Annotated in this window: 13 protein-coding genes; 5 read left to right on the forward strand and 8 right to left on the reverse strand. The window is 60.9% G+C overall.

The window, feature by feature from the left end; translation table 11 throughout:
- Window positions 1–53: 53 nt before the first annotated feature.
- Window positions 54–674 (reverse strand): C40 family peptidase, encoded by a 621-nt coding sequence (locus BLU01_RS14845; RefSeq protein ID WP_092276799.1) that lies wholly within the window; start codon window positions 672–674, stop codon window positions 54–56.
- Window positions 675–924: 250 nt separating this feature from the next.
- On the opposite strand from BLU01_RS14845, the gene BLU01_RS14850 reads away from it, so the two are divergent.
- A complete protein-coding gene (locus BLU01_RS14850; protein WP_092276802.1) occupies window positions 925–1,359 on the forward strand; it encodes an NINE protein in 435 nt (144 codons plus the stop codon).
- Between the two features lie 140 nt (window positions 1,360–1,499).
- On the opposite strand, the gene BLU01_RS14855 is transcribed toward BLU01_RS14850, so the two are convergent.
- The 7 genes from BLU01_RS14855 to gshB form a co-directional block, all read right to left on the reverse strand.
- The gene (locus BLU01_RS14855; protein WP_092276805.1) at window positions 1,500–2,771 is read right to left on the reverse strand and encodes a dihydroorotase; all 1,272 of its coding nucleotides are present in this window, start codon (window positions 2,769–2,771) and stop codon (window positions 1,500–1,502) included.
- Window positions 2,768–3,772 (reverse strand): aspartate carbamoyltransferase catalytic subunit, encoded by a 1,005-nt coding sequence (locus tag BLU01_RS14860; protein WP_007913665.1) that lies wholly within the window; start codon window positions 3,770–3,772, stop codon window positions 2,768–2,770. The genes BLU01_RS14855 and BLU01_RS14860 overlap by 4 nt, the downstream gene beginning before the upstream one ends.
- A 27-nt stretch (window positions 3,773–3,799) precedes the next feature.
- The gene (gene pyrR, locus BLU01_RS14865) at window positions 3,800–4,303 is read right to left on the reverse strand and encodes a bifunctional pyr operon transcriptional regulator/uracil phosphoribosyltransferase PyrR (protein ID WP_092276808.1); all 504 of its coding nucleotides are present in this window, start codon (window positions 4,301–4,303) and stop codon (window positions 3,800–3,802) included.
- A gap of 82 nt (window positions 4,304–4,385) precedes the next feature.
- Window positions 4,386–4,823 carry a Holliday junction resolvase RuvX gene (gene ruvX / locus BLU01_RS14870; RefSeq protein ID WP_092276811.1) on the reverse strand — a complete coding sequence of 146 codons (438 nt, stop codon included), beginning with the start codon at window positions 4,821–4,823 and terminating at the stop codon, window positions 4,386–4,388.
- The gene (locus BLU01_RS14875) at window positions 4,823–5,395 is read right to left on the reverse strand and encodes a YqgE/AlgH family protein (protein WP_092276814.1); all 573 of its coding nucleotides are present in this window, start codon (window positions 5,393–5,395) and stop codon (window positions 4,823–4,825) included. Before BLU01_RS14875 ends, ruvX begins: the two co-directional genes overlap by 1 nt.
- 219 nt (window positions 5,396–5,614) lie before the next feature.
- Complete coding sequence (locus BLU01_RS14880; protein WP_092276817.1) at window positions 5,615–6,514, reverse strand: energy transducer TonB; 900 nt, start codon at window positions 6,512–6,514, stop codon at window positions 5,615–5,617.
- Window positions 6,515–6,619: 105 nt separating this feature from the next.
- A complete protein-coding gene (gshB, locus tag BLU01_RS14885) occupies window positions 6,620–7,591 on the reverse strand; it encodes a glutathione synthase (protein ID WP_092276821.1) in 972 nt (323 codons plus the stop codon).
- Window positions 7,592–7,816: 225 nt separating this feature from the next.
- Here gshB and pilG point away from each other — a divergent pair, with 225 nt between their 5' ends.
- From pilG to BLU01_RS14905, 4 genes are all read left to right on the forward strand, one after another.
- On the forward strand, window positions 7,817–8,221 hold the full coding sequence (pilG, locus tag BLU01_RS14890) for a twitching motility response regulator PilG (RefSeq protein ID WP_008152601.1): 405 nt from the start codon (window positions 7,817–7,819) through the stop codon (window positions 8,219–8,221).
- Between the two features lie 60 nt (window positions 8,222–8,281).
- Window positions 8,282–8,647 (forward strand): twitching motility response regulator PilH, encoded by a 366-nt coding sequence (pilH, locus tag BLU01_RS14895; RefSeq protein ID WP_092281622.1) that lies wholly within the window; start codon window positions 8,282–8,284, stop codon window positions 8,645–8,647.
- 10 nt (window positions 8,648–8,657) lie between these two features.
- Window positions 8,658–9,212, forward strand: coding sequence for a chemotaxis protein CheW (locus BLU01_RS14900; RefSeq protein WP_092276824.1), 555 nt, complete (start codon window positions 8,658–8,660; stop codon window positions 9,210–9,212).
- Between the two features lie 133 nt (window positions 9,213–9,345).
- Complete coding sequence (locus BLU01_RS14905) at window positions 9,346–11,403, forward strand: methyl-accepting chemotaxis protein (RefSeq protein WP_092276827.1); 2,058 nt, start codon at window positions 9,346–9,348, stop codon at window positions 11,401–11,403.
- Window positions 11,404–11,431 lie beyond the last annotated feature (28 nt).

An 11,431-nucleotide genomic window follows, 5' to 3' on the forward strand; every position in this document is an offset into this window, starting at 1 on the left:
TAGGAGCGAGGCTTGCCCGCGAAGGGGACCTCAAGAACGACGCAAGTGTCGGATCAGCGCTGCACGACGCGCAGCTGATTCGGCTCTTTGGGCAGAACCCGCTTGGCAACCACGTAGTTCTTGGCCCAATACGGCTTCTTCAACGTATCAATGCTCACCGATTTGCCACGACGCGGTGCGTGGATAAAACGGTCGTTGCCCAGGTAAATCGCAACGTGATTGACCCGACGGCTCTTGAGGTTGAAGAAAATCAGGTCGCCGGGCTTCAAATCCTTGCGATCGACTTTCTCGCCATGACCGCTGGCCATCGCATTCGAGGTGCGCGGCAGGTCAAATGTCGCGTCGTTGAACGCGTATTTCACCAGACCGCTGCAATCGAAGCCTTTACTTGGGCTGCTGCCGCCCCAACGGTATGGAGTACCGAGGACGTTTACCGCACGGCTCAACACATTGCTGCTCTGCTTGGTGGCCATTGGCGGCACCAGCTTGCTGTTGGCGCTGGCCAACGTTGCAGTCTGTTTAGCGTTTTTCTTGTTTTTGCTCGAGGGAGCAGAAACATGGGATTTCGGTGTGTAACCATTAACGTTTGGAAGACGTTGCTCACGATTGGTGGCGTGGGCGGCCAGTGGCAATAATAGGCAAATGGTTAGCCATGTCTTGAAAAATGGACGCATTAGGCAGGGCTCATATGGGTTAGCGCGCAACTTTATAACAGCTTTTTTGAGCGTTTCGGGGCCGTTGGTCGATTCAACCTTGCGGTCAACGGAACCAAATGCGCGGTTAATGGACGCAATTGTCTGACAGAACTCAAGAGCTACAAGGCTTTGACGGCAGTGAAGGTAGCATTTGCCATACGTCGGACGCCTGTAAAAAAGTCACAAAGAATTCAACAATATTTATCTATCGCGTGAATCGAGGTCCTCCATGAACAGCTATCGACCGCCTGCAATCCAGCAAGGCACCCACAGCAAACTGATCGGTTATTTGCTGTGGATTCTCGGATTTACCGGCGCTCACCGCTTTTATTTCGGCAAACCGGTCACCGGGACGATCTGGTTTTTCACCTTTGGTTTGCTGGGCATTGGCTGGCTGATCGACCTGTTCCTGATCCCGGCGATGGACCGTGAGGCGGATCTGCGTTTCACCCCCGGGCCAATCGAATACACCGTGGCGTGGGTGCTGCTGACGTTTCTCGGGGTGTTTGGCGTACACCGGATGTATCAGGGGAAATGGATCAGCGGATTGCTGTATCTGGTGACAGGCGGGTTGTTCTTTCTGGGGGTTTTGTATGACTTCTGGACGCTAAATTCCCAAGTGTCTGAGGTGAACAACATTAGTAGCCGGGCGGGCTCGCGCTAATTGTAGCGAGGGGGCTTGCCCCCGTCGGGCTGCGCAGCGGCTGCAAAAATCAGCAAGCGCGGTGGCTCAGAGAGACCGCATTTACCGTTTTTACGACTGCTGCGCAGCCGAACGGGGGCAAGCCCCCTCGCCACAGGGTCTTACGCCTGGTGGCTGATCCGCCCATCCACCAGCGTATAACGCACCACGCCCGGCAGGCTGTGGCCGATGAACGGGCAGTTTTCACCTTTGGACAACCAGCGTTCGCCGGCCACGGTAGAAGTGGCCGGGTCGAACAGCACAATGTCCGCCGCGCCACCCACCGCCAACTTGCCCGCCGGCAGGCGCAATGCCTCGGCGGGTCCGGTGCTCAGGCGCGACAGCAGCGTCGGCAGATCGAGCAAACCGTCTTCCACCAACGTCATCGCCAAGGGCAGCAACAGCTCAACGCTGCTGATTCCCGGCTCGGTGGCACCGAACGGCGCCAGTTTGGCATCGCGCTCGTGCGGCTGGTGATGGCTGGATATCGCTGAAACCACCCCGGACTTCACCGCCGCACGCAAACCGTCGCGGTCGGCGCGGGTGCGCAGCGGCGGCTGGACGTGATAGAGGCTGCTGAAGTCGATCAGCGCTTCGTCGGTCAGGATCAACTGATACAGCGCGACATCGGCGGTCACCGGCAGCCCGCGCGCCTGCGCCTGGGCGATCAACGCCACGCCGCGTGCACTGGTGAGTTGGCTGAAGTGCGCGCGCACGCCGCTTTGCTCGACCAGCAACAGATCACGAGCCAGGGCCACGGTTTCCGCGGTTTCCGGAATGCCCGGCAAACCAAGGAAACTCGCGGTCGGGCCTTCGTGGGCCAAACCACCTTCGGCGAGGTCATGATCCTGCGAGTTGAAAATCACCGTCAGGTCAAACGTCGCCGCGTATTCCAGCGCGCGGCACAGGGTGCGGGTGTTGCGAAAACTCTCCAGGCCATTGCCGAACGCCACGCAACCGGCGTCGCGCAGCGCAACCAACTCTGCCAGTTGCTCGCCGTCGAGGCCTTTGCTCAGCGCGCCGATCGGGAACACTTTGGTGTTGCCGGCCTCGCGGGCGCGGTCGAGGATCAATTCGGCGACGGCCGAAGTGTCGAGCACCGGTTTGGTCTTCGGCGGGCAGCACAGGCTGGTGACGCCACCGGCCGCTGCCGCGCGTGTTTCGCTGGCAATCGAACCTTTGCGACTGTAACCCGGCTCACGCAGGGCGACGTTGAGGTCAACCAGCCCTGGTGCGGCCACCAGGCCTTTGGCATCAATGGTTTCCAAAGCCGTGAAGCCGGCCGGTGCCGCGCCCAAGGCAACGATCTTGCAGGCTTCGACATGAATGTCGGTAACTTGATCCAGGCCACTGCTTGGATCGATGACGCGGGCGCCGAGAATGCTGAGCTTCACTGGGCGTTCTCCTGCTCGAATTGACGTTGCGCAGTCTGCCCACTCATGGCCATCGACAACACAGCCATGCGAATCGCGATGCCGTAGGTGACCTGATTGAGAATCACCGAATGCGGACCGTCGGCCACTGCCGACTCAATCTCCACGCCGCGGTTGATCGGCCCCGGGTGCATGACGATGCAATCCGGTTTGGCCCCGGCGAGGCGCGCGGTGGTCAGGCCGAACAGGCGGTAGAACTCGCCTTCGCTCGGCAGCAGGCCGCCGGTCATGCGTTCGCGTTGCAGACGCAACATGATCACCACGTCGACGTCTTTCAGGCCTTCGGTCATGTCGGTGTAGACCTTCACGCCGTATTGCTCGATGCCGATCGGCAGCAGGGTTTTCGGCGCGATCACGCGGATGTCAGGGCAACCGAGGGTTTTCAGCGCGAGCATGTTCGAGCGCGCCACCCGCGAGTGCAGGATGTCGCCGACGATCGCCACCGAGAGATTCTCGAAACCGCCCTTGTGCCGACGAATCGTCAGCATGTCGAGCATGCCTTGGGTCGGGTGCGCGTGACGGCCGTCGCCACCGTTGATGATCGCCACTTGCGGGCACACGTGCTCGGCGATGAAGTGTGCGGCGCCGGAATCACCGTGGCGCACAACGAACATGTCGGCGGCCATGGCTTCGAGGTTGCGCAAGGTGTCGAGCAGGGTTTCGCCCTTGCTCGCTGACGATGTCGACACGTTCAGCGTAATCACATCCGCCGACAGCCGCTGGGCCGCCAGTTCGAAGGTGGTGCGGGTGCGCGTGGAGTTCTCGAAGAACACGTTGCACACGGTTTTGCCGCGCAGCAACGGGACTTTTTTCACGGCCCGGGCGCCGACTTCGAGGAACGAGTCAGCGGTGTCGAGGATTTCCGTCAGCAACTCGCGGCGCAAGCCGTCGAGCGAGAGGAAGTGGCGCAGCTGGCCCTGATCATTGAGCTGCAGCGGGCGCTTGGTGTCTAGAGGCGTCATCGCGAGGGGGACTCTCAATAGGGCGGATTAGAGGGCGAGGTCTTGCAATTCGAGCTTGAGTTCCGGGCCCGACAGCTTGACGCGCTCGTGGGCGGCCAGCGCCAGCGTTGCGCCAACCACGTTCGGGCGGATCGGCAGCTCGCCGGCGTCGAGGTCCAGCAGGCACACCAGTGTCACGCTGGCCGGGCGGCCGTAGTCGAACAATTCGTTCATCGCTGCGCGGATGGTCCGGCCGCTCATCAGTACGTCGTCGATCAGCACCAGATGCTGGCCTTCAATCTCGAATGGCAGCGCCGAAGGGCGGACTTGCGGGTGCAGGCCGTTCTGGCTGAAATCGTCGCGGTAGAAGGAAACGTCCAGCGTGCCGAGCGGCGAATCGCTGCCCAGGGCTTCGAGCAACGCCTGGGCGACCCAGATGCCACCACTGCGAATGCCGATGAAACGCGGTTCGCTGATGCCTCGTTTGGCCAGATAAGTGTCCAGCTCGGTGGCCATCTGGCTGATCAGTTCGGCGGGATTGGGCAGGCTCATGGTTGCTCCTTCTTAGGCCCGAGCCGGTTGTTGCCGCAGGTGGCTCGGGGTGTCGCTATAGAGAGTCGGTTTTTGCAGCTCTTCAGGATTCAAACAGCGCGGTGTTTTCGTCAAGCCAGCCTTGCAGCAGCAGGGCGGCCGCGATGGCGTCGACCGGGTTGTCGCGGTAACTGCCTTTCTGGCCGCCGCGATCACGCCGTTCACCCTTGGCTTCGAAGGTGGTCAGGCGTTCATCGTGGGTATAGAAGGGCAGGTTGTAGCGGCCATTGAGGCGGCGGGCGAATTTCTCGGCGCGCAGGCACATGTCGCTCGGCGTGCCGTCCATGTTCAGCGGCAGGCCGACCACCACGGCGTCGGGTTTCCATTCCTTGATCAGCGCTTCGACCTGATTCCAGTCGGGAATGCCGTTTTGCGCCTTCAACGTACAGAGATCGCGGGCCTGGCCGGTAATGACCTGGCCGACCGCTACGCCGATCTGTTTGGTGCCGTAGTCAAAACCCAGAATCAGTCGCAGGGCCATCAGGCGTGGCCCGCCTGGCTGGTCAGCAGGCTGAGGTTGATCCCCAGGTGCCGGGCCGCCGCTTCAAGGCGCAATTCGCTGCTGGTGTTGAACAGGATGTCGGCTTCGTACGGGCAGGTCAGCCAGGCGTTGTCGGCCATTTCGGCTTCCAGTTGCCCGGCTTCCCAACCGGCGTAGCCGAGGGCGATCACGCTTTTCGCCGGGCCGACGCCGTCAGCGATGGCGAACAAGACGTCCTGGGAGGTCGACAACGACAGCTCGCCTTGCAGCTCGACGGTGGCCTGAAAGGTCTTGCCGGACGGGTGCAGGACGAAGCCGCGATCGGTTTGCACCGGGCCGCCCATGAAGATCGGCACATGCTGACAGAGCACGGGCGGCTCGATGTCAGGGCGCAATTGCTCGAGGATGTCGGCCAGGTTCAGGTCTTGCGGACGGTTGACCACCAGCCCCATGGCCCCATTGGCCGTGTGCTCGACGATGTAGGTCAAGGTGTGCGCAAAATTCGGGTCGGCCATGTGTGGCATGGCGATCAGGAAGTGATGCTTGAGGTAGCTGGGGCTGACGTTTTTCATGAGCGCTAGTGTGGCGTTGGAGGGGCGAACTGACAAGCTGGGGATGCACAGGAAATGCTGTCGTGCGCCCCTGTAGCAGCTGGCGAAGCCTGCGTTCGGCTGCGAAGCAGTCGTAAATAGCCATACATCATTTCTTCAGAACGACCCCGTTTTGCCGGATTGCGAGGACTGCGTCCTCGAACGCAGGCTTCGCCAGCTGCTACACAGACGGCGTAGGCCCTAATTACTGGAGAGCTTGTCACCGCGCGCAAACTTCCAGGTGCGGATGATTTCCAGTCGGTCGATGTCCGATAAATCCCCGGTGAACGGCGCGAACGGGGCGGCCAGCCGCACGATCCGCTGCGCAGCCTGATCGAGCAGCGGTTGCCCGGACGACTCCAGCACCAGCACTTCGTACAGCGAGCCGTCGCGGTTGATCGAGACCATCAGGCGCAAATTGCCGTAGATCTGCTTGCGGCGTGCTTCGTCGGGGTAATTCAGGTTGCCGATGCGCTCGACCTTCTTGCGCCACTCGTCCTTGTACCAGGCACCCTTGTCGCGCATGGTCGACGCCGCGCTCAAACGGTGAATGCGCGGGCGCTTGGCGTACAACTGCTGTTCCTTGGCCAGTTCCGCTTCAAGGCTGGCGATGTCGCTGGACAGCTGCGAGCTGTCGAACGTCGGCGCGGCCACGGCAGGTTTGGTTTTGGGTTTCGGCTCTTCGGTTTTGGTCGGGGCTTTTTTCGGTTTCGGCGCGACGGTGGTCACGGCAGCCTTGGGTGCCGCTTCCTGCACTTCAGGCTTGGCGGCGGGCGGTGGCGTGACTTTCTGCACCTTGTTGTCCTGGAACGGCGCGACCTCGGTGGTCTTGGGAATCGCCTTTTTATCCAGAGTGCCGCTGCCCTGCTGATTGTCCTGCGCGAGGAAATCAGCCTTTTTCGGCTTGGTTTCGCTTTTGAACGTGGCGAGGGTGATTTCCAGGGTTTTGCTGATTTGCTTGGGTTCGACCATCGTGAAGCCGACGCCCAACAGCAAAGCCAGGTGAATCAGCGCCGCCAGAAACAGGGTAAAACCGAGGCGATCGGCCGGGCGCACGCCACGGTGGGCGAGTTCAGCAGGCAGATCGGACGGGAGCGTCATAACAGAAAAACCAACATCGCGTTTTTACGGGCTCGGCATGATAACGCAATGTTGGTTTTTAGCTTCAAGGTTCAAGCTTCAAGCGACAAGCTGTAAGCGCGCGCTTCAAACTTGCGGCTTGGAGCTTGTAGCTTTCAGCTGCTTCTCTATGGCATCCATCAGCAGGCCGCCAATGTCGGTGCCGAAGGCGTTATCGATCTCGCGGATGCAGGTCGGGCTGGTGACGTTGATTTCAGTCAGGCTCTCGCCGATCACGTCCAGGCCAACAAACAACAAGCCTTTTTCACGCAGAGTCGGGCCGACCTGGGCGGCGATCCAGCGATCCTTGTCGCTCAATGGCCGCGCTTCGCCACGACCACCGGCCGCCAGGTTGCCACGGGTTTCGCCGGCAGCGGGGATGCGCGCCAGGCAGTAATCCACCGGTTCGCCGTCAATCATCAGGATGCGTTTGTCGCCGTCCTTGATCGCCGGCAGGTAAGCCTGGCCCATGATCTGCTGGGTGCCCAGCGCGGTCAGGGTTTCGAGAATCACCGAGAGGTTCGGGTCGCCGGCGCGATGGCGGAAGATCGACGTGCCGCCCATGCCGTCCAGCGGCTTGAGGATCACGTCGCCGTGCTTGGCGGCAAATTCACGCAACACGTCGGCGCGGCGGCTGACCACGGTCGGCGGCGTGCACTGCGGGAACAGCGTGGCGAAGAGCTTTTCATTGCAGTCGCGCAGGCTCTGCGGCTTGTTGACGATCAGCACGCCAGCGCGCTCGGCTTGCTCCAACAGATAAGTGGAGTAGACGAATTCCATGTCGAACGGCGGATCCTTGCGCATCAGGATCACGTCCAGATCGCTCAGCAGCGCGTCGGTCTCGGCTTCCAGTTCGAACCACTTCTCAGGGTTGGCGAAGACTTTCAGCGGACGCATCCGCGCCCGTGCTTCACCTTCGCCCTGGTACAAATCGCGCTGTTCCATATAGAACAGTTCCCAGCCGCGCTTCTGCGCAGCCAGCAGCATGGCCAGCGAGCTATCCTTTTTATAGGAAATGCTGGCGATTGGGTCCATGACAATCCCGACGCGAACGCTCATGGGTTTTTCCTCGAATTGGGGTGGTCCGGGTGGACGCGAAAAAGTGGCGTCAGAGTGGCGCTGAGTGTGTTCCCGGTCAAGGAAAAACCACCGCGAAGGCCGGCCGATAGATTGGTGTTGGAGACTGTGCTAAAAAGGCTGCCAAGTGCTGTCGGCCCTTGAGCATCAAGGGTTTCGAGCCATCAAACGGACAATTTGTTTCGCAAAGGCGACGGTAGAGCATTTATGGAACAGCATTCCAGCGCCTTGAAGGTGATGGTCATCGATGATTCGAAGACGATTCGCCGCACCGCCGAAACGCTGCTGAAAAACGTTGGTTGTGAAGTCATCACGGCCATCGACGGTTTCGATGCGCTGGCCAAGATTGCCGACAATCATCCGGGCATTATCTTTGTCGACATCATGATGCCGCGTCTGGATGGTTATCAGACCTGCGCTTTAATCAAGAACAACAGTGCGTTCAAGTCCACGCCAGTGATTATGCTGTCGTCCAAGGATGGGCTGTTCGACAAGGCCAAGGGGCGCATCGTCGGCTCCGATCAGTTTTTGACCAAGCCTTTCAGCAAGGAAGAACTGCTGAACGCGATCCAGGCCCATGTTCCGGGCTTCGCCGCCGTTTTGCCGCAGTAGGACACGAACAGAGACGCTCGGCCAACGGGCCCGGCGTCGACAAGAAGAATGGGGAAAACCATGGCACGAATTCTGATCGTCGATGATTCGCCGACCGAAATGTACAAACTCACTGGCATGCTCGAAAAGCACGGCCATGAAGTGTTGAAAGCCGAAAACGGTGCCGACGGCGTGGCGCTGGCCCGTCAGGAAAAACCCGACGCCGTGCTGATGGACATCGTCATGCCCGGTCTCAACGGTTTTCAGGCGACCCGCCAGTTGACCAAAGACCCGGACACCGGGCACATCCCGGTGATCATCATCACCACCAAGGATCAGGACACCGACAAGGTCTGGGGCACCCGCCAGGGCGCCAAGGATTACCTGACCAAACCGGTCGACGAAGACACCCTGATCAAAACCCTGAACAACGTGCTGGCCGGTTGACCGCCCGCTCATGAGCGAATCGCTGACGGCTTTCGAACTGCTGCTGCAGATCGACCAGCGTTGCCGGGTGCTGGCGGCGGATTTGCCGTCGCAGCCAATCCGCCAGGACCGTTGGAGCGGCATCGGTTTTCGCCTCGGCGAGCACTGGTACGTGGCGCCGATGGGCGAAGTCAGCGAAGTCCTGCATGAGCCGCGCTTCACCCAATTGCCGGGGGTAAAACCCTGGGTCAAGGGGGTCGCCAACCTGCGCGGGCGGTTGCTGCCGATCATGGATTTGTCCGGTTTTTTTGCGGATCAGGAGCCGGGCCATGAGCCATCGGCGGTGCGCAAGCAGCGGCGGGTGCTGGTGGTGGAATATAAAGAGGTGTTTGCCGGGTTGATGGTCGATGAAGTCTACGGTTTGCAGCATTTCGCCCAGGACAGCCTGCAAGCACTGCCGGCCAATGCACTGAGCGCGACGATGGCCGGGTTCGTCAGCGGCCACTTTCAGCGCGAGCAGAGCTGGCAAGTGTTCAGCCCGTTTGCGCTGGCGCAGTCTCAGGACTTCATGCATGTCGCGGTTTGATCCTCTGTAGGAGCGAGGCTTGCCCGCGAAGGCGGTTATTCATTCAACATTAATGTCGACTGACACGACGCCTTCGCGGGCAAGCCTCGCTCCTACAGGGGCGGGTTGAATTGGGCAGTACAGGCGAGGACCGATGACAAAAGCAAAAACAGGCAAGCCAGAAGGGTCGCGCAGTCGCTCGCAGATCATCGTGCTGTTTATCGCGCTGATCATCTTCATCATGCTGCTGTTCGCCAACTTCGCTTACCTCAACACTCAGGCCACCTACGACAAACAGTACATCGGCCACGCCGGTGAGCTGCGTGTGCTCTCGCAACGCATTGCCAAGAACGCCACCGAAGCCGCCGCCGGCAAGGCTGCCGCGTTCAAGTTGCTCAGCGATGCGCGCAACGACTTTGCCCAGCGCTGGGGTTACCTGAAGAAGGGCGACCCGAACACCGGCCTGCCGCCCGCGCCATCCATCGTGCGCCCGCAAATGCGCGCGGTGCAGCTGGATTGGGAGCACTTGCTGAAAAACACCGACGCGATTCTCTCCAGCGAACAAACCGTATTGTCGCTGCACCAGGTCGCCGCGACCCTGGCTGAAACCGTGCCGCAGTTGCAGGTCGAGTACGAAAAAGTCGTCGAAATCCTCCTGCAACGCGGCGCCCCGGCTGCGCAAGTGGCGATGGCCCAGCGTCAGTCGCTGCTGGCCGAACGCATCCTCGGCGCGGTCAACACGGTATTGTCCGGCGACGAAAACTCGCAGCAAGCCGCCGACGCCTTTGGCCGCGATGCCGCGCGTTTCGGCCAGGTGCTCAACGGCATGTTGCAGGGCGACCCGGCGCTGCGCGTCAGCCAGGTGGAAGACAAGGACGCCCGCGCGCGCCTGACGGAAATTTCCGAGCTGTTCGAATTCGTCTCCGGCTCGGTGGATGAAATCCTCGAAACCTCGCCCGAACTGTTCAAGGTTCGCGAAGCGGCCACCAGCATTTTCACCCTCTCGCAAACCCTGCTCGATGAGGCTTCGCACCTGGCCAGCGGTTTCGAAAACCTCGCGGGCGGGCGCAATACCGACACCATCGGCGGTTATGTATTGGGCCTGTTGGCGCTGATGTCGATCATCCTCATCGGCCTGGTGATGGTTCGGGAAACCAACCGCCAGTTGCAGGAAACCGCCGAGAAAAACGAGCGCAACCAGAACGCGATCATGCGTTTGCTCGACGAAATCGAAGACCTCGCCGACGGCGACCTCACCGTGACGGCCTCGGTCACCGAAGACTTCACCGGGACCATTGCCGACTCGATCAACTATTCCGTCGACCAACTGCGCGATCTGGTGGCGACCATCAACCTCACCGCCGGCCAGGTCGCCGCCGCCGTGCAGGAAACCCAGGCCACCGCGATGCATCTGGCGCAGGCTTCCGAGCATCAGGCGCAACAGATCAGCGAAGCGTCCACGGCGATCAACGACATGGCGCAATCGATCGATCAGGTCTCGGCCAACGCCGCCGAATCCTCTGCGGTGGCCGAGCGTTCGGTGGAAATTGCCAACAAGGGTAACGAGGTGGTGCACAACACCATCCACGGCATGGACAACATTCGCGAACAGATTCAGGACACCGCCAAACGCATCAAGCGGCTGGGCGAGTCGTCGCAGGAAATCGGCGACATCGTCAGCCTGATCGACGACATTGCCGACCAGACCAACATCCTCGCGCTCAACGCGGCGATCCAGGCCTCGATGGCCGGGGATGCCGGGCGCGGTTTTGCCGTGGTCGCCGATGAAGTGCAGCGCTTGGCCGAGCGCTCATCCGCCGCGACCCGCCAAATTGAAACGCTGGTCCGGGCGATCCAGACTGACACCAATGAAGCGGTGATTTCGATGGAGCAGACCACCACCGAAGTGGTGCGTGGCGCGCGGCTGGCGCAGGATGCCGGGGTGGCGCTGGAAGAGATCGAAGGGGTTTCGAAAACCCTCGCGGCGCTGATCCAGAGTATTTCCAACGCGGCGCAGCAACAGACGTCGTCGGCCGGGCAGATTTCCCTGACCATGAACGTGATCCAGCAGATCACCTCGCAGACGTCGTCCGGCTCCACGGCGACCGCCGAAAGCATCGGCAACCTGGCGAAAATGGCCAGTCAACTGCGCCGCTCGGTGTCGGGTTTCACCTTGCCGGCCGAGCCCAGACCGGCCGCGGACAACGCTTGAAACGCTTGCGGGCGTAAGCAGAACAGAT

It is taken from the genome of Pseudomonas prosekii (assembly GCF_900105155.1).
Taxonomy (GTDB): domain Bacteria; phylum Pseudomonadota; class Gammaproteobacteria; order Pseudomonadales; family Pseudomonadaceae; genus Aquipseudomonas; species Aquipseudomonas prosekii.

Excerpts from the sequence above, each read along its gene's own strand:
- pyrR (WP_092276808.1), bottom strand. The coding sequence starts at position 4,303 with ATGAGCCTGCCCAATCCCGCCGAACTGATCAGCCAGATGGCCACCGAG.
- pilG (WP_008152601.1), top strand. The coding sequence starts at position 7,817 with ATGGAACAGCATTCCAGCGCCTTGAAGGTGATGGTCATCGATGATTCG.
- BLU01_RS14875 (WP_092276814.1), bottom strand. The coding sequence starts at position 5,395 with ATGAAAAACGTCAGCCCCAGCTACCTCAAGCATCACTTCCTGATCGCC.
- BLU01_RS14880 (WP_092276817.1), bottom strand. The coding sequence starts at position 6,514 with ATGACGCTCCCGTCCGATCTGCCTGCTGAACTCGCCCACCGTGGCGTG.
- BLU01_RS14850 (WP_092276802.1), top strand. The coding sequence starts at position 925 with ATGAACAGCTATCGACCGCCTGCAATCCAGCAAGGCACCCACAGCAAA.
- gshB (WP_092276821.1), bottom strand. The coding sequence starts at position 7,591 with ATGAGCGTTCGCGTCGGGATTGTCATGGACCCAATCGCCAGCATTTCC.
- pilH (WP_092281622.1), top strand. The coding sequence starts at position 8,282 with ATGGCACGAATTCTGATCGTCGATGATTCGCCGACCGAAATGTACAAA.
- BLU01_RS14860 (WP_007913665.1), bottom strand. The coding sequence starts at position 3,772 with ATGACGCCTCTAGACACCAAGCGCCCGCTGCAGCTCAATGATCAGGGC.
- BLU01_RS14845 (WP_092276799.1), bottom strand. The coding sequence starts at position 674 with ATGCGTCCATTTTTCAAGACATGGCTAACCATTTGCCTATTATTGCCA.
- BLU01_RS14905 (WP_092276827.1), top strand. The coding sequence starts at position 9,346 with ATGACAAAAGCAAAAACAGGCAAGCCAGAAGGGTCGCGCAGTCGCTCG.
- ruvX (WP_092276811.1), bottom strand. The coding sequence starts at position 4,823 with ATGGCCCTGCGACTGATTCTGGGTTTTGACTACGGCACCAAACAGATC.
- BLU01_RS14900 (WP_092276824.1), top strand. The coding sequence starts at position 8,658 with ATGAGCGAATCGCTGACGGCTTTCGAACTGCTGCTGCAGATCGACCAG.